Source organism: Nonomuraea sp. NPDC003804 (assembly GCF_040610675.1).
GTDB lineage: Bacteria > Actinomycetota > Actinomycetes > Streptosporangiales > Streptosporangiaceae > Nonomuraea.
The window spans coordinates 348,360-367,644 of sequence record NZ_JBEXMT010000002.1 but is presented as its reverse complement, the minus strand read 5'-3'; the positions used below and the strand labels follow the sequence as shown (position 1 = coordinate 367,644).

Annotated in this window: 21 protein-coding genes; 10 read left to right on the top strand and 11 right to left on the bottom strand. The window is 72.1% G+C overall.

Going from position 1 to position 19,285, the window contains the following annotated elements; all coding sequences use genetic code 11:
• Positions 1–6 precede the first annotated feature (6 nt).
• Complete coding sequence (locus ABZX22_RS03955; RefSeq protein ID WP_354905874.1) at positions 7–672, top strand: hypothetical protein; 666 nt, start codon at positions 7–9, stop codon at positions 670–672.
• Positions 669–1,208 (top strand): DUF6529 family protein, encoded by a 540-nt coding sequence (locus tag ABZX22_RS03950; RefSeq protein ID WP_354905873.1) that lies wholly within the window; start codon positions 669–671, stop codon positions 1,206–1,208. Before ABZX22_RS03955 ends, ABZX22_RS03950 begins: the two co-directional genes overlap by 4 nt.
• Positions 1,209–1,213: 5 nt before the next feature.
• Here the strand turns inward: ABZX22_RS03950 and ABZX22_RS03945 are convergent, their stop codons facing one another.
• Positions 1,214–2,152: a CoA ester lyase gene (locus ABZX22_RS03945; protein WP_354905872.1), complete on the bottom strand. Its 939-nt coding sequence runs from the start codon at positions 2,150–2,152 to the stop codon at positions 1,214–1,216.
• A gap of 84 nt (positions 2,153–2,236) precedes the next feature.
• A complete protein-coding gene (gene uppS, locus ABZX22_RS03940) occupies positions 2,237–2,983 on the bottom strand; it encodes a polyprenyl diphosphate synthase (RefSeq protein ID WP_354905871.1) in 747 nt (248 codons plus the stop codon).
• Between the two features lie 220 nt (positions 2,984–3,203).
• On the opposite strand from uppS, the gene ABZX22_RS03935 reads away from it, so the two are divergent.
• On the top strand, positions 3,204–3,554 hold the full coding sequence (locus tag ABZX22_RS03935) for a hypothetical protein (protein ID WP_354905869.1): 351 nt from the start codon (positions 3,204–3,206) through the stop codon (positions 3,552–3,554).
• A 10-nt stretch (positions 3,555–3,564) separates the two neighbouring features.
• Positions 3,565–6,063, top strand: a complete 2,499-nt coding sequence (locus ABZX22_RS03930; protein WP_354905868.1) for a protein kinase — start codon at positions 3,565–3,567, stop codon at positions 6,061–6,063.
• 236 nt (positions 6,064–6,299) lie between these two features.
• Here ABZX22_RS03930 and ABZX22_RS03925 read toward each other — a convergent pair whose 3' ends face one another.
• A complete protein-coding gene (locus ABZX22_RS03925) occupies positions 6,300–7,232 on the bottom strand; it encodes an EamA family transporter (RefSeq protein ID WP_354905867.1) in 933 nt (310 codons plus the stop codon).
• Positions 7,233–7,315: 83 nt separating this feature from the next.
• Between ABZX22_RS03925 and ABZX22_RS03920 the strand changes: the two genes are divergently transcribed.
• Positions 7,316–8,530: a CBS domain-containing protein gene (locus tag ABZX22_RS03920; protein ID WP_354905865.1), complete on the top strand. Its 1,215-nt coding sequence runs from the start codon at positions 7,316–7,318 to the stop codon at positions 8,528–8,530.
• Positions 8,520–8,987, top strand: a complete 468-nt coding sequence (locus tag ABZX22_RS03915) for a DUF1003 domain-containing protein (RefSeq protein WP_354905863.1) — start codon at positions 8,520–8,522, stop codon at positions 8,985–8,987. Before ABZX22_RS03920 ends, ABZX22_RS03915 begins: the two co-directional genes overlap by 11 nt.
• On the opposite strand, the gene ABZX22_RS03910 is transcribed toward ABZX22_RS03915, so the two are convergent.
• Positions 8,959–9,402 (bottom strand): MarR family transcriptional regulator, encoded by a 444-nt coding sequence (locus ABZX22_RS03910; RefSeq protein ID WP_354905861.1) that lies wholly within the window; start codon positions 9,400–9,402, stop codon positions 8,959–8,961. The genes ABZX22_RS03915 and ABZX22_RS03910 overlap by 29 nt on opposite strands.
• Before the next feature lie 92 nt (positions 9,403–9,494).
• On the opposite strand from ABZX22_RS03910, the gene ABZX22_RS03905 reads away from it, so the two are divergent.
• A complete protein-coding gene (locus tag ABZX22_RS03905; protein ID WP_354905859.1) occupies positions 9,495–10,634 on the top strand; it encodes a P-loop NTPase in 1,140 nt (379 codons plus the stop codon).
• Positions 10,635–10,876: 242 nt separating this feature from the next.
• Here ABZX22_RS03905 and ABZX22_RS03900 read toward each other — a convergent pair whose 3' ends face one another.
• From ABZX22_RS03900 to sigE, 5 genes are all read right to left on the bottom strand, one after another.
• The gene (locus ABZX22_RS03900; RefSeq protein ID WP_354905858.1) at positions 10,877–11,230 is read right to left on the bottom strand and encodes a sec-independent translocase; all 354 of its coding nucleotides are present in this window, start codon (positions 11,228–11,230) and stop codon (positions 10,877–10,879) included.
• A gap of 105 nt (positions 11,231–11,335) precedes the next feature.
• Positions 11,336–12,781 carry a trypsin-like peptidase domain-containing protein gene (locus ABZX22_RS03895; RefSeq protein ID WP_354905857.1) on the bottom strand — a complete coding sequence of 482 codons (1,446 nt, stop codon included), beginning with the start codon at positions 12,779–12,781 and terminating at the stop codon, positions 11,336–11,338.
• A 72-nt stretch (positions 12,782–12,853) separates the two neighbouring features.
• On the bottom strand, positions 12,854–13,819 hold the full coding sequence (locus tag ABZX22_RS03890) for a sigma-E factor regulatory protein RseB domain-containing protein (protein WP_354905856.1): 966 nt from the start codon (positions 13,817–13,819) through the stop codon (positions 12,854–12,856).
• Positions 13,816–14,337, bottom strand: coding sequence for a zf-HC2 domain-containing protein (locus ABZX22_RS03885; protein ID WP_354905855.1), 522 nt, complete (start codon positions 14,335–14,337; stop codon positions 13,816–13,818). Before ABZX22_RS03885 ends, ABZX22_RS03890 begins: the two co-directional genes overlap by 4 nt.
• Before the next feature lies 1 nt (position 14,338).
• Complete coding sequence (sigE, locus tag ABZX22_RS03880) at positions 14,339–14,977, bottom strand: RNA polymerase sigma factor SigE (RefSeq protein WP_354905982.1); 639 nt, start codon at positions 14,975–14,977, stop codon at positions 14,339–14,341.
• 161 nt (positions 14,978–15,138) lie between these two features.
• Between sigE and ABZX22_RS03875 the strand changes: the two genes are divergently transcribed.
• Complete coding sequence (locus tag ABZX22_RS03875) at positions 15,139–15,777, top strand: O-methyltransferase (protein ID WP_354905853.1); 639 nt, start codon at positions 15,139–15,141, stop codon at positions 15,775–15,777.
• Positions 15,778–15,849: 72 nt separating this feature from the next.
• Here ABZX22_RS03875 and ABZX22_RS03870 read toward each other — a convergent pair whose 3' ends face one another.
• Both ABZX22_RS03870 and ABZX22_RS03865 read right to left on the bottom strand, forming a co-directional pair.
• Positions 15,850–17,250 carry a leucyl aminopeptidase gene (locus ABZX22_RS03870; RefSeq protein WP_354905852.1) on the bottom strand — a complete coding sequence of 467 codons (1,401 nt, stop codon included), beginning with the start codon at positions 17,248–17,250 and terminating at the stop codon, positions 15,850–15,852.
• A 74-nt stretch (positions 17,251–17,324) separates the two neighbouring features.
• Positions 17,325–17,492, bottom strand: a complete 168-nt coding sequence (locus ABZX22_RS03865) for a DUF3117 domain-containing protein (protein WP_020545024.1) — start codon at positions 17,490–17,492, stop codon at positions 17,325–17,327.
• Positions 17,493–17,670: 178 nt separating this feature from the next.
• Between ABZX22_RS03865 and ABZX22_RS03860 the strand changes: the two genes are divergently transcribed.
• Together ABZX22_RS03860 and ABZX22_RS03855 are read left to right on the top strand one after the other, a co-directional pair.
• Positions 17,671–18,447 (top strand): PaaX family transcriptional regulator C-terminal domain-containing protein, encoded by a 777-nt coding sequence (locus ABZX22_RS03860; protein WP_354905849.1) that lies wholly within the window; start codon positions 17,671–17,673, stop codon positions 18,445–18,447.
• Positions 18,444–19,220 carry an enoyl-CoA hydratase-related protein gene (locus ABZX22_RS03855; protein ID WP_354905847.1) on the top strand — a complete coding sequence of 259 codons (777 nt, stop codon included), beginning with the start codon at positions 18,444–18,446 and terminating at the stop codon, positions 19,218–19,220. The genes ABZX22_RS03860 and ABZX22_RS03855 overlap by 4 nt, the downstream gene beginning before the upstream one ends.
• Positions 19,221–19,285 lie beyond the last annotated feature (65 nt).

The window sequence follows — 19,285 nt, the reverse complement described above, 5'->3', positions numbered from 1 at the left end:
GCACTCATGTCAAGGCTGGGGCCGTTCATCACCCTGGCGGCGGGCGCCGCGCTCGCCGTCGGCCTGGGGGTGGTCAGTAACGCGGGGGAGCCGGCGGACACGTCGCCCGCGCCGGTCGCCGTGGCGACCGCCGTCTCGACCGCGTCCGCCACCCCCTCACCCTCGAGATCCGTACGGCCGGCGGCCGTCAAGGCCGACTACGCGGGCCGGGTACGGGACAACGGCGGGCTCGTCGCCGTCTCCGTCAGGGACGGCAAGGCCGTCGGATACTTCTGCGACGGCATCACCGAGGCCTGGTTCGCCGGCAAGGCCGTCAACGGCCGGGTCACGCTGAAGGGCTTCAACGACGCCAGCCTCACGGCCGTCGTCGGCGGCGGCAAGGCGAAGGGCGAGCTGCGCTTCGGCGACAGGACGTTGGGCTTCTCCGCGTCCACGGTCAAGAAGCCCTCGGGGCTCTACCGGGCGACCGCCCTGGTGCGCGGCGCGCGCTACCGGGCCGGGTGGATCGTCCTGGCCCTCCCGGACGGCAAGGGCTTCACCCAGGTCGGGGCCATGGTCAGGGACGACCAGCCGGTGCCCGTGCCCACGTTGACACCGGGTCTGCCGGTCGCCATCGACGGCGCTGCCGTCACCCCGAAGGACGTCGACGGATTCATCGAGGAGATGCCATGACCTTCGCCACGGACAAGCGCACCGCCGTGGGCCTGCTGGTGCCGCTGCTGACCGGGGCGCTGGTCGCGGTCGCGCTCGGCGTCTACGGGCGCCTGCACACCCCTACCGGCTACGCGGTCGGGCCCGCCGGGTTCTCGGGGGCCCTGGCGATGAAGTCCTGGCTGACGACGGGCGTCTTCCTGCTGGCGATCGTCCAGGTGGTCTCGGCGCTGTCGATGTGGGGCAAGCTCGGCGTCAGCATCCCCGCCTGGGTGCACCGGTGGTCGGGACGGCTGGCGTTCCTGCTCAGCGTGCCGGTCGCCTTCCACTGCCTGTACGCGCTCGGCCTGCAGTACGACGCGCCCCGCGTGCTGGTCCACTCGCTCCTCGGCTGCTTCTTCTACGGGGTGTTCGTCGCGAAGATGCTGGCGCTGCCGCGCAGGGGACTGCCGGGGTGGAGTCTGCCGGTGCTCGGCGGGACGGCGTTCGCGGCTCTGGTCGGGCTGTGGCTCACCTCGTCGTTCTGGTTCTTCACCGCGGTCGGCGTGACCTTCTGAACCGTTCAGGACCCGGGCGTGAAGGTGGTGGTGCGCCGGAGGCCCGCGGCCCTGCCCTTGGCGGCCACCACCAGCGCCATCTTGCGCGACGCCTCGTCGATCATCTCGTCGCCGAGCATCACCGCGCCCCGCCGCTCCACGGTCGTGTAGTACTCGTACGCCTCCAGGATCAGCTCGGCGTGGTCGTAGTCCTCCTGGGCCGGTGAGAACACCTCGTTGGCGGCCTCCACCTGCGACGGGTGCAGCACCCACTTCCCGTCGAACCCCAGCGCCGCCGCCCTGCGCGCCACCCGCCGGTATCCCTCGACATCCCTGATCTGCAGGTACGGCCCGTCGATCACCTGAAGGTCGTGCGTCCGAGCGGCCATCAGCAGCCGCATCAGGATGTAGTGGTAGGCGTCGCCCTCGGTGTAGCCGGGCGGCTGCTCCCCCACGACCAGCGTCCGCATGTTGATCGAGGCCATGAAGTCGGCGGGCCCGAACACCAGCGTCTCCAGCCGCGGCGACGACCCGGCGATGGCGTCGGCGTTCACCAGGCCGCGTGCGTTCTCGATCTGCGCCTCGATGCCTATCCGGCCCACCTCGAAGCCCATCGTGCGCTCGATCTGGGTGAGCAGGGTGTCGAGCCACAGCACCTGGGTCGGGTCCTGCACCTTCGGCAGCATCACGCAGTCGAGGAACTCCCCCGCGCCCTCCACGACCTCGATCACGTCGCGGTAGGTCCACTGGGTGGTGAGGTCGTTCACCCTGACGACGCGCACCTTGCCGCCCCAGTCGCCCTCGCGCAGGGCCGCCACGACGTTCTTGCGCGCCTCCTCCTTGGCCAGGGGGGCGACCGAGTCCTCGAGATCCAGGAAGACCTCGTCGGCGGGGAGGGTCTGGGCCTTCTCGAGGAAGCGCGGGTTGGATCCCGGGACCGCGAGGCAGGAACGGCGTGAGCGCATGCCCAAACGCTAGCGTCGCGCCACGCGGGAGGGGAGCCTGGGTCGTTCTATCGCGCCCATGCATGGCGCGGGGGTGCGACCGGGTCAGCGGTGGCGGGCGGCGTAGGAGCGGAGCGCCCGGAGGAAGTCGATATGGCGGAACCCGGGCCAGTACACCTCGCAGAAGTGGAGCCGTGCCGCGGCCGCCTGCCAGATCAGGAACCCCGACAGCCGCTGCTCCCCGCTCGTCCTGACGATGAGGTCGGGGTCGGGGCGGCCCGCGGTGTAGAGGTGGGCGGCGATGTCGTCGGCGGTGATCGTGCGGGCGAGCTCGGCGATGGGCACGCCCGCGGCGGCCCGGTCGGTCAGCAGGGACCGCAGCGCGTCGACCACCTCCTGGCGTCCGTCGTAGCCGATGGCGACGGTCAGGTCGAAGCCCGCCCTGTCACGGGTGTGGTCCATGGCGAGCTTGAGCGCGTGGGCGGTGGAGTCGGGCAGCTCGTCGAGCCGTCCCGCCACGTGGAGCCGCCAGCGCGTGGCCGAGTGGATCAGCCGCCCGGCGATGATCTCCTCGATCAGCCGCATGTAGAAGGCGACCTGGCGGGACTCGCGCTTGCGGACGTTGTCCGCGGAGGCGACGTAGATCGTGACATGCCTGATGCCGAGGTCGGCGCACCAGCCGAGCACGGTCTCGATGTGCTCGACGCCGTGGCGGTGCCCGTGGCTCGGGCTCTCGAGGCCCATCTCCTTGGCCCACCTTCTGTTGCCGTCCATCACCAGCGCGACATGGGCGGGGAGCGGACCCTTCAGCACCTGGGAGCGCAGATAGCGGGTATAGGCGGCGTGCAGCACGCCCAGCACCCTAGTCCCGTCGCACGGGCGACGTTGCGGACGCCCGCCACGTCCTGCTGGAGTGGCGTGGTGTGACGGGCGCCGGGCACGTGACCACGGTGGCGCCGGGGCGGCTTGCCGTACGGGCAGGAGCGCGGGCGGCCGGGGGACGAGCGGGCGGGCCGGGGACGAGCGGCGCCGACCGGAGACAGGTACGGCCTGACCAGGAGGGGAGACGGGCATGGGAGCGATCGAGGAGGGCGCGAAGAAGTCCGGAGTGTTGTGGGTGCACCTGGATCGGCCACGCCTGGCATGGCATGTCTGGCACGATGGGGCGATCTATCTAGTTACTGGCAGCGGGGAACAAAATCTGCCCGGACTGGATCAAAAGGACAGCGTGCGAGTAACGCTGAGGAGCAAGGACAACGGGGCGGAGCTGGTGGTGTTCGACGCGCGAGTCGAGGTGGTGGATCAGACACAGGCGGCCGACGCCGTGGCCGCACTGGCGAAGGAGCGGCTCAACGCGCCCGACGCGGCCGGGCTGGCCGACCGATGGGCGGATACCGCCACCGTTCTTCGACTTACCCCATAAGGTGCTATAAGTGCAGGAACTACAGCCCCTCCTGGCCCATGAGGCCGCTCGTGTGGGCGACTACGAGCTGCTCGGCCGGTTGGGCGAAGGCGGCCAGGGGGTCGTCTATCTGGGCAGGTCGTCCTCGGGCGAGCGCGTGGCCGTCAAGATGCTGCATGCCCGGTTCTCGGGCGACGTCACCGCCCGCGACCGTTTCCTGCGGGAGGTGGCCGCGGCCAGGAAGGTCGCGGAGTTCTCCACCGCGAGGGTGCTCGACGCCTCCACCGAGGGCGACCGGCCGTTCATCGTCAGCGAGTACGTGGAAGGCGTCTCCCTCGACCAGCTGGTCAGGGAGAACGGCCCGCGACCCGCGGGAGCCCTCGAACGGCTGGCGGTGGGCACGATGGCGGCCCTGGCCGCCATCCACCGGGCCGACGTCGTGCACCGCGACTTCAAGCCGAGCAACGTGCTGCTCGGTCTCGACGGTGCCAGGGTCATCGACTTCGGCATCGCCAAGGCGCTGGACGCGACGACGGCCAGCGTGAGCGGCCTGATCGGCACCCCCGCCTACATGTCGCCCGAGCAGATCTCGGGCGAGGCCGTCGGCCCCGCCTCGGACCTGTTCGCGTGGGCGGTGACGATGGTGTTCGCGGCGACGGGGCGCCTGGCGTTCGGCGGCGACACCGTGCCGGCGATCTTCCACCGGATCCTCACCAAGGAACCCGAGCTGCCCGAGCTGGACGAGCCGCTCGGCTCGCTGGTCAGGGGCTGCCTGGCGAAGGATCCGTCGGCGCGCCCGACCGCCCAGGAGGCGCTGCTGCGCCTCGTGCGCCACCAGCCCGACGTAGGGCCCGCACCGGCCGCGCAGGCGCCGTTCCCGCCGTCCGCGGGGCCGGCCCCGCGTCCTGAGGGCGTGCTCCCGCGGACGTTGGTCGAGACCGCGACCGAGATGGAGCCGGCACACCCCGGCAGAGCCGCCGAGCGGAGCGCACCGGAACCCGCGAGCGGGACAGCACACCCGAGCGGGACGGCAGGTCCGAGCGGGACGGCCAGGCTCGGCGAGCCCGTACTCCCGGCCGACGCCGCGCACCCGCACGAGGCCGCGCAGCACGAGGCCGCACAGCACGAGGCCGCACAGCATGCGGCCGGGCACCCGCATCAGGCCGCGCACCCGCATGGGGCCACTACCTCGGGTGGGTCCGCGCACCCGAATGAGGCGTCCTCGAACGAGGCCGCGTCCTCGGACCCGGCCGGGCGACCGCCGAGGAAGGCCGAGCCCCCGAGGCGATCCACACCGCCCGGGGAAGCGCCGCACTCCGAGGAGGCCCCGCCCCGCGGCGAGACCGCTTCACCCGGGCACGCGGCACCCGGCGGCTCAGCCGTACCCGGGCACGCGGCACCCGCCGTGGACGCGGCGTCCGGGCCTGCCACCCCGCCCGGGCAGCCGCCCTCCCCCGGCCGGGCGGCTCCGGCGGGCGCCCCGGCGCGCCCCGGGCAGGCAACCCCACCCAACGGTCAGGCCGGCTCCGGGCACGCGACCCCATCCGGCCCCGGACACGGAACGCCACCCCATGGCCCCGCGCCGGCAGCCGGGCACGGAACCCCGCCCGGCGACCCCGAGCACGGAACGCCGCCCGGCGGCTCGGCGTCACCTGGACGCGCGGGGCAGAGGGCCGAGGAGGACTCGGCGCCGAGGAAGGCGGCGGGGACGGTCCGGCGGAAGAGAACCGGGAGCCGCAGGAACACCCCCGACGAAGCGACGGCGGCCCTCCAGGCGGTGGGCGACGCCGCCACCGATCCCGGCATCCCGCCTGCCCGCCGCGCCATGCCCGCGATGCCCGGCAAGCCGGGGAGGACGCGCCGCCGGGAGGACACCGCGCCGGTCGAGCCGGTCGCGACCGCTCTCCTGCCCGAGCTGAACGCCGCGCGTCCGACGCTCACCCGGAAGCGGCGGCGGCTGCGCCCCGCCCTCCTGATGGCCACCGGCGCCGTCCTCGCCGGGCTGTCCGCGGTGGTGATCATGCCGAACCTCATGTCGAGCTCGGGGAACGGCGGCGGCTCATCCGTGCGGCAGCAGTACGTCGATCCCGGCCCGATCACCGGCCAGGTCGAGGATCCGCCCGTCAAGCAGACCACCAAGGCCAAGGCGAGGGCGACCGTGACCCTTCCCGCGCTGGAGGGCTGGCACATCGACGACGCCGTCGCGGAGCTGGAGGGCCTCGGCCTGGCGGTCAGGCTGAAGAGTGTGCCCGACGAGGAGGCGGCGATGGACATCGTGATCTCGACATCGCCCGCCTCGGGCCGCCGCCTGGCCAAGGGCAGCACCGTGACGATCGTCGTGTCGGCCGGCCCGGAAGGGGAGCAGGCCGTCGACCCGTCGCAGAGCCCCACCACCGACCCCGGCGATTCGGGCGAGCAGGAGCCGGAGCCGACGGAGGAGTCGACGCCCGAGCCGCAGAATCCGACGCCCACGACGGCTGAGGAGTCCCCCAGCCCCGAGCCCGAGCTGACCGAGCTCAAGGGCGGCTGAGCCCTGCCCCTGCCCGCGCTCCCGCGGGCGGGGACCCGCCCCAGCCGTCCCAGGAGCTGACGGAGCTCGGCCGCCCCGGGAGCGGCCGAGCGCCCGTGGGACGGCCCGTCCACAGCCGCCGGGAGCGGCCGCCCGCCGTAAGCCCCGTCCACACCCGGGGAGCGGCCGGACGCCCCGTCCACAGCCCCCTGGAGCCGGGGAAGGCCCTGGCAGGGCCGGCCGAGCGTCGGGGAAGCTCAGACGTGGCTGAGCTCGCGCACCGGCTCGACGACGGGCTGGGCGGTCGCGGTCTGCGCCAGCAGCGCGCCGCTGATCACGATGAGGCCGCCGACGATCTGGTAACCGCCGAGCGACTCTCCCACCAGCGCCCACGCCACCACGGCACCGCCGATCACCTCCAGCGAGGCGACGGTCGCGCCCACGGCGGCCGACAGCCGGCGCACCGCGTTGACGCCGAGGATGTAGGCGACGACGGTCGCCACGACGACCATCCACAGGTAGGCGCCGAGCACGGGCAGCGTGTGCCCGCCGAGGGTGGCCTCGGTCGTGAACACCTCCCACGGGATGTTCCAGGGCCGCGAGAACGGCAGCAGCACGACGGCCGCCCCGATCATGCCCCAGGCGATCAGCCCGAGCGGGTCGACGTCGTCTCCGAAGCTGTCGCTCATCAGGAAGTAGCCGGCGCAGCAGGCGCCCGCCGCGAGGCCCAGCAGCAGCCCGACGGCGTCGATCCGCATGCCCTGCCACGCCTCGACCACGATGGCCAGCCCGGCGACCGCGACCACCGCGCCGACGAACGCGGCCCGCGGCAGCCGTACTTTGCGGACGAACCGCACCCACAGCACCACCATCACCGGCGCCATGAACTCCAGCAGCAACGCGATCCCCACCGGCAGCCTCGTGATGGCCACGAAGTACAGCGACTGCACGCCCGCCACCGCCATGACCGCGTAGGCGCCGAAGAACGGCAGCCTGGAACGCGGGATGCGCAGCGCCCGCGGTTTGACCACCGCGAGTACGGCCAGCAACAACAGCCCCGCGCCCGCCATGCGGGCCCACACGGCCTCCAGCGGCGCCAGTCCCGCGGCGCCCAGGAACTTGGCCATCGGCCCTGAGAAGGCAAAACACCATGAGGAGACGAACGCGATCGCCAGTCCTGCATGCTTCATCTGTCACCACCAATAGTAGGTTTTGATACTTACATGCCGGTCGCAGCGGAGGCAATGCCTCGGGCCCGGATACCCTGAGTAACGTGAGGATCTTCGTTGCCCGGCTGTCGGGCACCGCGGTCTTCGATCCGGCCGGCGACCAGATCGGCCGCATCAGGGACGTCGTCGCGGGGGTGCGCCCCGGGCAGCCGCCACGCGTCCACGGCATGGTGGTGGAGATCCAGCCCCGCCGCCGGGTGTTCCTGCCCATCACCCGGGTCCGCGGCATCGAGGCCGGCGCGGTGATCTTCACGGGCCGGCTGAACATGCGCAGGTTCGAGCAGCGCCCCACCGAGACCCTCGTCCTCGGCGAGATGCTCGACCTGCGGGTCGAGGTGGACGGCGAGCCGATGACCGTCCACGACCTCGCCATGGAGGAGGTACGGCCGGCCATCTGGGAGATCACCAAGGTGGCGGTCGTCGGGCGGAAGCGGCGCGACGCCAGGGTCGTCGACTGGCGAGACGTGTCCGGCTTCGACACCCTCCAGCACGACCAGGGCGCGGCGCGCCTCATCGCCGCCTTCGAGTCCATGCGGGCCGCCGACCTCGCCAACGCCCTGCACTCACTGCCCGGCAAGCGGCGCATCGAGGTCGCCGCGGCGCTCGACGACGAGCGTCTCGCCGACGTCCTGGAGGAGCTGCCGCTGCGGGACCAGATGGGCATCCTGGGCACCCTCGCGCCCGAACGGGCCGCCGACGTCCTGGAGGAGATGGACCCTGACGACGCCGCCGACCTGCTGCAGGACCTGCCGGAGGGGCAGTCCGCGCGGCTGCTGGCACTGATGGAACCGCAGGACGCGGCGCCGGTGCGCAGGCTGCTGTCCTACGGCGAGAACACGGCGGGCGGCATGATGACCACCGATCCGGTGATCCTGCCGCCCAGCGCCACCATCGCCGAGGCGCTGGCGCAGATCAGGCAGAAGGACCTGTCCCCCGCGGTGGCCGCGCAGGTCTTCGTCACGCGCGCGCCGAACGAGACGCCCACCGGCACCTACCTGGGTGTCACCCACTTCCAGCGGCTGCTGCGCGACCCGCCGTCCACGCTGCTCGGCGCGGTCATCGACGCCTCGCTCGACCCGATCAGGCCCGACCTGCCGCTGCCCGAGGTCACCTCCTACCTGGCCACCTACAACCTCGTGGCGGCGCCGGTCGTCGACGAGCTCGGCCAGCTCGTGGGCGCGGTCACCGTCGACGACGTTCTTGACCACCTGCTGCCAGAGGACTGGCGCTACACCGAGGACTGGCGCGATGGCGATTGACCGGCTCGACCAACCGCGGGAGTTCAGACGCCGCTTCCGCCCCCACTACGATCCCGAGGCGTTCGGCAGGCTGTCGGAGGAGATCGCCCGCTTCATCGGCACCGCCCGGTTCCTCGTCTACATGACGGTCTTCGTGGTGCTGTGGGTGGGCTGGAACGTCCTGGCCCCTGACGAGCTGGTGTTCGACTCCTACCCGTTCATCTTCCTGACGCTGATGCTCTCGCTCCAGGCCTCCTACGCGGCGCCGCTGATCCTGCTGGCGCAGAACCGCCAGGACGACCGCGACCGCGTTCAGTACGAGCAGGACCGGATGGCCGACGAGCGCACCCAGGCCGACCTGGAGTACCTGACCCGCGAGATCGCGGGACTGCGCATGGCCATGGGCGAGGTCGTCACCCGCGACTTCCTCCGCTCGGAGCTGCAGCGCCTCAGCGAGGAGCGACCAGGATCTTCGTGAGCATGGCCGTGCACTGGGCGAGCTCCTCGGGCTCCAGCACGTCGAGGAACTCGGCGCGGATGCCGCCCAGGTAGGTGGGCGTGGCCTCGGCCAGCCGTACGGCACCGGCCTCGGTCAGCACCGCGAACAGGCCGCGCGCGTCGTCGGCGCACGCCTCGCGCTGGACCAGCCCCTCGCGCTGCAGCCGGTCGATGAGGCGGGTCAGGCCGCTGCGCGACAGCAGGACCCGGTCGGCCAGGTCGTTCATCCGCAGCCGCCGTCCCGCCGCCTCGGAGAGCTGGAGCAGCACGTCGTAGGAGGCCAGCGGCAGGTCGTGGGCGGCGAGCAGCTCGGTCTCCAGGCGGCGGGTGATGCGCACCTGGGCCCGCTGCATCATGCGCCAGACGGCCGACTCCTGCGGCGAGATCCCCACCATGGCGGCATCCTACTGAGAAGAGCGGCGGCGATCGGGGACCCAGATCGGCCCCTTCGTTCGGCATACCCTGTCTGGGTTCATACCATGGACTCATGGCACCTTCCCCGGAACAGGTGACAGCCGCGCTCGCCACGGTCAACGACCCCGAGATCCGCCGGCCGATCACCGACCTCGACATGGTCAAGAGCATCGACATCTCCCCCACGGGCGAGGTCGTCGTGGGCATCTACCTGACGGTGGCGGGGTGTCCGTTGAAAGACACGATCACCCGCGACGTCACCGCCGCCGTCTCCCGGCTCGACGGCGTCTCCGCCGTGCGCGTCGACCTCGACGTGATGAGCCAGCAGCAGCGCAAGGACCTGCAGACCAAGCTGCGCGGCAACCGGGCTCCCGAGAAGGAGATCCCGTTCAACCAGCCGGGCTCGCTGACCCGCGTGTTCGCGGTGGCCAGCGGCAAGGGCGGCGTCGGCAAGTCGTCGGTGACCGTCAACCTGGCGGCCGCGATGACCGCCCAGGGCCTCAAGGTGGGCATCGTCGACGCCGACATCTACGGCCACAGCATCCCGCGCATGCTCGGCGCGTCGGAGCGGCCCACCAAGGTCGAGGACATGATCATGCCGCCGGTGGCGCATGACATCAAGGTCATCTCGGTCGGGATGTTCAAGCCCGAGGGCAACTCGCCGGTGGTCTGGCGCGGGCCGATGCTCGACCGCGCGCTGCACCAGTTCCTGGCCGACGTCTACTGGGGCGACCTCGACGTCCTGCTGCTCGACCTGCCGCCGGGCACCGGCGACATCGCGATCTCGGTCGCGCAGCGCCTGCCCGGCGCGGAGATCCTGGTCGTCACGACGCCGCAGATGGCCGCGGCCGAGGTGGCCGAGCGCGCCGGCAGCATCGCCGCGCAGACGCACCAGCAGATCGCCGGCGTCATCGAGAACATGGCGTGGCTGCCCTGCCCCCACTGCGACGAGAAGATCAACGTCTTCGGTGAGGGCGGCGGACAGATCGTCGCCGACGCGCTGACGCGCACGCTGGGCGCGAGGGTGCCGCTGCTCGGTCAGGTGCCGCTCGACACGCGGCTGCGCGAGGGCGGCGACGAGGGCAAGCCGCTGGTGCTGACCGACCCCGACGCTCCCGCGGCGGCCGAGCTGCGCCGCATCGCCGCGCAGCTGTCGAAGCGCTCCTCCAGCATCAAGGGCTTGCAGTTGGGCCTGTCACCCTCGGGTCGCTGACCCCCGCCCGTACGGCACGCCCACGACAGCCCACCGTGGTCACCGCTCGCCGCCCGTCCTTCACGGCACTCGGGCGGCGACGGTGACCACCGAGACGTGACGGCCGCCGCAGGTGGCCCCAAAGTCTCAAGGTGGCCCCGAAGCGGCCCCGGAGCCTCAAGTGGCCCCGCAGTCTCAGGCGGCCCGGAGTCTCAGGCGGCCCGGAGTCTCAGGCGGCCCGGAGTCTCAGGCGGCCCGGAGTCTCAGGTGGCCTCGGAGTCGTAGGGGGGCAGTTCGCCGTACCCGAGCTCGGAGACGGGCTCGACGGTGACGGACACGGGCTCGATCGCGGCGGGCCGGTCCTTCCACGCGTCCTCGACGTCGTCCAGCAGATGCTTGCGGACGAAGTTCTTCGGGTTGAGGTCGGCGGGGTCGAAGTCCGCGAACTCCGGGCCGAGGCCGGATCTCAGGTCGTCGCGCGCGCTGGTGGCCATGCGCCGCAGGTTGCGCAGCGTCTTGCCGGCCTGCGCGGCCGCCTGCGGCAGCTTGTCAGGACCGAAGACCAGGAGCGCGATCACGACGAGCGCTCCGACCTCCATCCAACCGAGTCCGAACACGCAAGCTCCTACACTGTGCAACCGGGGCCAGGGGACGATCCGGGCCAGTTCCAGACTAAGGGCTCGCCCGGGCGATGGAGCACCCGAGCCCGGGCGAGGTCACCGTCAGGAGGGTCGCGGCGTGGGCTCCGGCTCGGCGGTGACGACGAGGGTGGCCATCCGTTCCTCGCCGCCGCGCTTGTACTTGATGGAGATCTTCGAGTTCGGGGCCTTGCCGCGGATCAGCGAGATGAGCTCGGTGCTGTCCTGGATGCGCAGGCCGTCGATCTCGAGGATGACGTCGCCGGCCTTCAGGCCCGCCTTGCCCGCGGGACCGTCGGCCTCGACCGGCTGGCGGCCCTGGGTGGGCTGGGAGGCGATGCGCACGCCCTCGCCGCGGTAGCCCGAGTCGACCACGATGCCGATCTTGACCCGCTTGGCCGAGCCGGTGGTGATGATCTCCTGGGCGACGCGCCTGGCCTGGTTGATCGGGATCGCGAAGCCGAGGCCGATGCTGCCGCTCTGGCTGGAGACCGCCCGGCTGAGCGTGGCGATCGCGGAGTTGACGCCGACGACCTCGCCCTTGGCGTTCACCAGCGGCCCGCCCGAGTTGCCGGGGTTGATGGCGGCGTCGGTCTGGATGGCGCTGATGTAGGCGGGGTCGGGGTCGTTGTCCTCGCCGGCCACGACGGGCCGGTTGAGCGAGCTCACGATGCCGGTGGTGACGGTGCCGGTGAGGCCGAGCGGCGAGCCGATGGCGATGACGGGGTCGCCGACGACGACCTGGTCGGAGTTGCCGAGCGTGATCTCCGGCGTGCCGAAAGTCTCCTCGGGCTTGACCACGGCCAGGTCGGAGCCGGGGTCACGGCCGACGATGCGCCCGCTGGTGCTCTTGCGGTTGTTGAACACGATCTTGATGGCGCCGCCCTGGGCGGCCACCGCGACGACGTGGTTGTTGGTGACCACGTAACCGCCCTTGATCAGGAAGCCGGAGCCGGTTCCCGCGTCGCTGTTGCCCTCGACCTCGAGGGAGACCACGCTGGGCAGCACCCGCGAGGCCACCCCCGCGATCGAGTCGGCCGCCCTGCTGGTGTCGCCGGACGGCGCGGGCCCGAGCGAGTAGGACGGGTCGGTGCCCGAGCTGCCCTGCCTGGTGAGCAGGTAGGTGCCGACGCTGCCCATGATCGAGGCGAGCAGCGCGATCACCACGGCCAGCGCGACCAGCACTCCGATGCCCGGCCCCCGGCGCGCGGCGGCGGCCCCGCCGTCGGCGGGCGTGGGCGGCGGCCCCCATCCGTGACCCATGCCGACCGCCTGCGTGGGCGGGGGCGGCAGCGAAGGACCGTGATCGGGGGCGCCGAACACGGCCGTGTCGTTGGCGGCCGGTCGTCCCGACGGATCGCCCCAGCCCGTGCCGTACGGCTGGGCGGGCTGCTCGGCGTGCTCCCAGCCGAGCTGCTCCGTCCTCGCGCTGTCCCATCCCTCCTGGGCGGGCAGGAAGTCGGGCCGTCCCTGGGGCTCGGCGAGGTCCGACGGCGTGCGTCCGTCCATGGGGCGCGTCTCGTCGGTCATCTAGTCTCACCACTCCTTGTTCGGACACCGTCATCTTCCCGCTTACGGTGTACGAGAGTTGTTACGCGAGCGTCAAGCGAACGGGTTGACCCAGGAAAGCACACGGTGGGCGCCCCGGGCGAACCGCTGCCAGAAGCCAGGCTCCGCCTCGTGCGGCAGCCCCCGGACGGCGGCCTCGACCACGTCCGCGGGAGCGTCGGCGACGACGGTGTAGACATGGCCTCCACTCGCCCAGATCATCTCCCGTCCTGCAGCGTCCCGGATCCAGATCGTATTCCCGTCGCGAGACCGGCTACGCCAGCCCGCCAGCCGCTCCTCGTCCAGGGTGCCCCGCTGCACGAACACCGAGACAACGGACACCCCATCCGAGTATCCCAGCTTCAGGTAGCCGTCGTTCTCGGCGGCATGGGCGAGCTCGAAACCGCCGGGCAGAACGCTGGGCAGGCTCCAGCCCCGCGCCCTCAGGGCGGTGAGCGTCCCGGAGCCGAGCGCCGTCCGGGCGAGCGGGGCGGACTGCGCCAGGGGAAGCGGCGCGGCGATCGTCACGTCGACGAACGCCTCGGCCATCGCCACCCTGCCGTGGCCGTCGAGCACCTCGCGCCGCAGCGGGACACCGCTGGCCGCGTCGACCCAGTACCGCGCGGCCGGGCGCCCGTCGTGCCGGAGCGCCTGGATCACGCGGGCCGTCCTGCCGCACGCACTCCCGGCCGGCGCCTCGACCACCCGGTAGTTGGCGGCGAGCGCGCGCAGCATCCCGTCGGAGGGGGCCAGCAGGCCGCCCGCGGGTGTCCCAGGGTCGGCGGCGCGCCGGTCGACCGTCATCCCCGTCCCGGGGCTGTTGCGTACGGCGAGCACCGCGCCGGACGTGCTGACCAGCGTCCCCTCGTACGGCTGGCCCCTCGCGGCCATCGCCGACCGTCTGAGCAGCGACAGACCCGTGTCCTCGTTCTCGGACCCGTCGGGCACGGCGTGGACCGCGCCCGGCAGGCCGACTGCCATCGGCAGCGCCAGGGTGAGGACGGCGGGCAGCCGTCTCACGGGGTGGCGGAGGGCGGGTTGCCGTAGGGGGCCGTGGTCTTGTGGACCTGCTTGAACACCTCGACCGGAGGGGAGACGGACGGGCCCTGGTCCTGGCCCGCGACCACGAACAGGGTGCCGAGCGCGACCGCCGCGGAGACGACGCCTACGGCCACGTAGGCCGGACGCCTGCGGGACCGTCCGGGCCGCGACGAAGCGCCCGAGGCGCCGCGAGGCCTGTTGTCGGGCGGAGCGATGCTGCGCGGGCCGGGAAGCGGAACACCGCCGAAGGTGGGAAAGGGCCGCTCCCTGGGCGGCACCGGGTCGCCAGGCTCACCCATTCTCAGCAGAGACATCGTGAGGTCGGCTGGCATCGGAGGGCCTTCGAGCGACCGCAGGCGCGACTTCAGCGCCCGCATCGACTCGACCTCCCTCCTGCAGTCGGCGCAGAAGGCCAGGTGAGCAAGGGCGCGTTCACGCTCGGCGTGGCGCAGCTCGCCGTCCACCAGCGCGGATACGCGCTCTCCAAGGTGCGACATATCAGACTTCCTCCCCACGGGTCACGGTCGGGGGGAGTTCAGAACCACGGGGCGCCCTGTGCTCCAGAGCCTCCCGCAGCTGTGCCCGGCCACGGTGAATCCTGCTTCTGACCGTGCCAAGCTTCACGCCGAGCGTGGCCGCGATCTCCTCGTACGACAGGCCTTCGATGTCACACAGCACGACCGCCGCCCTGAACTCCGGGGCCAGGGAGTCGAGCGCCGCCTGGATGTCCGGCTCCATGTGGGCGTCGTCCCACGCCTGGGCGGGTGAGGGCTCGCGACCCTGCAGCCGCTCGGCCGCGTCGTCGCCCAGCCCCTCGAAGCGGATCCGCTGCCTCCTGCGCGCCATGTCGAGGAACAGGTTCGTGGTGATCCTGTGCAACCAGCCCTCGAAAGTGCCGGGTGTGTAGCTCGACAGCGACCTGAAGACCCGGACGAAGACCTCTTGGGTGAGGTCTTCCGCGTCGTGCACGTTGCCGGTCAACCTGTACGCAAGCCGGTACACGCGCGCGGAGTGCGTCCGCACCACTTCCTCCCAGGTGGGAGGAGTCCACTCAGACACATCTGACACGTGAGGACCGGCCTGGTGGTCGCTTCCGTCCACCAGCACTCCTCTCTCTGGGACCACCGCTACCGTCATAGTGCCTGGTTTCGTCCCTTCGTGCGCACTGCCTGCCTTCAGGACCGGCAAAGCCCGTTTAAACCTGCAACGCGTTGGGCGCGACCAGAGTTCCCGTCCTGGCGTGTCTCCCCTAGGCTGCGATCGGTGACCAATTGCACGGAAGTGGGGAGGAGAGGCCGATGACCAGCCCGGTAGAGGCCACTCTGGCCTATGCGGAGCAGTTCCATCAGGAAGACGAGATTCTGCACGCGGCGCGGCAGCGCGGCCATGAGATGGGTGCGCCGCCCGTCCTTCCCGGAGGCGGTGCCGCGCTGTGCTTCCTGGCCACCGTGCTCAACGCGCGCGCCGTGGTGGAGATCGGCACCGGATGCGGGGTGTCGGGGCTGTGGCTGCTGCGCGGCATGCGCGCCGACGGCACCCTCACGAGCGTGGACGTCGAGCCCGAGCACCAGCGCCTGGCCCGGCAGAGTTTCGCCGACGCCGGATTCTCCGGCGGCCGGATCAGATTGATCGCCGGGCGCGCGCTCGACGTGCTGCCCAGGCTGTCGGACGGCGGCTATGACATGGTGTTCGCCGACGCGGCCAAGCAGGAGTACGCCGACTATCTGGCCGAGGCGGTGCGGCTGCTGCGGGTGGGCGGGATCGTGGCCTTCGACAACGCGCTGTGGCACAACAGGGTCGCCGACCCCTCCCAGCGCGACCCCGACACGGTCGCGGTACGCGAGCTGGGCAAGCTCGTGCAGGGCGACGACCGGCTGCGGTCGGTGATGATCCCGCTCGGCGACGGCCTGCTGGCCGCCGTCAAGGTCTCCGCCTGACCGGCCGGCCACCGCCGGTCCCGGACAACGATCCGGTGGACGTCACCGCCCACCGGATCGGCGCGCGGCGGCTCAGGAGCCGGTGAGCCAGTCGAGCAGAACGCGGACGCCGAAGCCCGTGGCGCCCTTCGTCAGCGTGCCTTCATCGACCGTGCTGCGACCCACGCCCGCGATGTCCAGATGCGCCCACGGACGCTTGCCGGTGAACTCCCGCAGGAACAGCGCCGCGGTGATCGAGCCGGCGCCGTAGCGCCCGCCCACGTCGGCGTTCTGCATGTCCGCGATGGGCGAGTCGAGGGCCGGGCGGTAGTCCTCGATCAGCGGCATCCGCCACAACCGGTCGTCGCTCCTGGCGCCCGCCTCGACCAGCTCGTCGGCCAGCTCGTCGGCGGAGGAGTAGACGGCGCCGATGCTCCGCCCGAGGGCGACGCTGATCGCCCCGGTGAGGGTGGCGATGTCGACCATCGCGTCGGGATCGAGCACGGCGTCGGCGTAGGCGAGCGCGTCGGCGAGCACCAGTCGCCCCTCGGCGTCGGTGTTGGTCACCTCGACGGTCGTGCCGCCGTAGTGCGTGATGACGTCGCCGGGCCGCTGGGCGGTGCCGGACGGCATGTTCTCGGCCGCGGCGATCAGGCCGGTGACCCGCACACGCGAGCCCATGGCGGCCAGCGCGCCCATGACCGCGATGACCACCGCGCCACCGGCCATGTCGGTCTTCTGGGTCTTCATGTTGTCGGTCGGCTTGAGCGACAGGCCGCCCGAGTCGAACGTGATGCCCTTGCCGACCAGCACGACGTGCCGCTCGGCGCCCTCGGGGGTGTAGGAGAGCTGGATCAGCCGGGGCGGGTGGACCGAGCCCTGGCCGACGGCCAGGATGCCGCCGAAACCGTCGGCGCGCAGCGCGTCCTCTTCCCAGACCTTGGCCTCCAGGCCGGTGGCGGCGGCCTGCTCGGCCAGCCAGGCGGGGTTCTTGGTCGAGGAGGGGGTGTTGGTCAGGTCGCGGGCCAGCGCGACGGCCTGCGCCACGGCCTCGCCGCGCCGTACGGCCGGCTCGTCGGCGCCGGCCAGGGTGAGGGCGGCGACGGGCGGGGTGCCCTGGCCGCCGATCTTGAAGGTGTAGGCCGCCAGCAGGGCGGCCTCGGCGAAGACGGCGGCGTCGCCGGGCGGGAGCACGACGGTCAGCTCCTGCTTGCCCCTGGCCCTGCGCGTCAGGCCGGCGGCCGCCTTGCGCAGGGCACGCGGCGAGCCGTCGCCGACGCCGTACAGAAGGACCCTTCCCACCGCGTCGCCGCGCGTGACCGGGACCTCGACGATCTCTCCCGCCTCACCCTTGGCCTCGTAGTGCGCCAGCAGCGCGGCCACCGGCACGGGCAGCTCGACCTTGGGGTTCAGCTCCGCGTCGTAGGGGAGGGCGAGCAGTGCGGCGTCGGCGGGCGCTTCGGGGAGCACGGACACCGTCGTCTGGATGGGCACGGGATAGTCTCCAAACGTGATCGGCCCCGGCGGAGGGTACGCCAGGGCCGTTCGATCAGGTGGTTGAGCCGGCGTCAGCCGACCACGTTCTTCAGCGCTTCGCCGAGCGCCTTCGCCTCGTCGGCCGAAATCTCCACGACGAGCCGGCCGCCACCTTCGAGCGGGACCCGCATGACAATGCCGCGCCCTTCCTTGGTGACCTCCAGCGGACCATCGCCGGTCCGCGGCTTCATCGCCGCCATGCGTGTATCCCTTCCTGCCATGGACTCCGCGGTTGCGATCAACGACCGCCCCGGTGGGTGGCCGACGCATTCACGTCTTCTGTGATGTCCTATTCTCCCGCATCGGAGTGCCAAATGGGTAACGATCTCCTCCCAGCATCCGTTGTCCAGGGTCGCGAAGCCGTCCAAACTGGTGCTCGTGAACGCACGCGCGGCGCTGTTCGATCTGTACGGGGACCACCTGCGTTCCCGTGGTGGGAAGGCGTCGGTCGCCGCCCTGGTCAGGCTGCTCGCGCCGCTGGAAATCGCGGCTCCTGCCGTCAGGACGGCGGTTTCGCGCATGGTGCGGCAGGGCTGGCTCGACCGGGTCAGGCTGCCGCAGGGGCCCGGCTACGAGGTCACCGCCAAGTGCGTCAGGCGCTTGGACGAGGCGGCGCTGAGAATTTACCGACCCGGAACGATCAGCTGGCAGGGGCACTGGCACCTGGTCGTGCTGGAGCCGGTCAGGGACCGGGCCAAGCGCGAACGCTTCCGCGCCGACCTGGCCTTCCTCGGCTACGCGCCGCTGTCGGAGACGACCTGGGTGGGCCCTCGCCGCTCCCCCGAGCTCGATCCGCTGCTGGCCAACGAGGGCGTCCGCGCCGACATGTTCGACGCCGTCCTCGACGGCGACCCGCGCGCGCTGGTCGCGAGCGCGTGGGACCTGGCGGCCATCGGAAGGGCCTACGAGGAGTGGCTGTCCGAGGCGCAGGAGCTGATCGCGGGGCTGCCGGGCGGCGCGCCGAACTCCCGCGTCTTCGCCACCAGGAGCAGACTGGTGCACGGCTGGCGCAACTTCCTGTTCCGCGACCCCGGGCTGCCCGCCGAGCTGCTGCCGTCCGGCTGGCAGGGCGAGAAGGCGCGGGCGTACTTCGAACAGGAGGCCGCCAGGTTGCTGCCTGCGGCCGCCGCTTTCGTCGACAAGGAGCTGTTGTGATCCGTTACGAGGTCGCCGACGCCGTCGCCACCGTCACGCTCGACCGTCCCGACGCGATGAACTCGCTGACCGCCGAGCTCAAGGCCGCCCTGCTCGAAGCGCTGCGCGAGGCGGCCGCGTCCGGCGCCGTGCGGGCCGTACTGATCACCGGGGCGGGCAGGGCCTTCTGCGCCGGGCAGGACCTGCGCGAGCACGCGGACAACCTGGCGGCCGGCAGGGGCCTGGCCGACACCGTCCGCGAGCACTACAACCCGCTGGTCGAGGTGATCACCGGCATGGCCAAGCCGGTGGTCGCCGCGGTGAACGGCGTGGCCGCGGGCGCGGGCGCCTCCCTCGCCTACGCCTGCGACCTGCGCGTGGCCTCGGAGCGGGCCAAGTTCGCGATGGCGTTCACCGGCATCGGACTGGCTCCCGACTCGGGCGCCTCGTGGACGCTGCAGCGGCTGGTCGGCCAGGGACGCGCGGCCGAGCTGCTGCTGCTCGGCGAGCCGCTGGACGCCGCCCGCGCGCTCGAGCTCGGCCTGGTCGCGCGCGTGGTGCCCGACGACGAGTTGCTGAAGACCGCCCACGAGCTCGCGGTACGGCTGGCCGCCGGCCCGACGAAGGCGTTCGCGGCCACCAAACGCGCCCTGGCGTTCGCCGCCACGCACACGCTGGGCGAGTCGCTGGCGCTGGAGGCCGACCTGCAGGACGAGCTCGCCGCCACGGAGGACCACCAGGGCGCGACCCGCGCCTTCCTGGCCAAGCAGCGCCCGACCTTCACCGGCCGCTGACCGCCGGCACCGGCTCCTCGGCACCCTCCCGCCGGCCCGGCTTGGCCCGAACCCGCGGGCTCGCG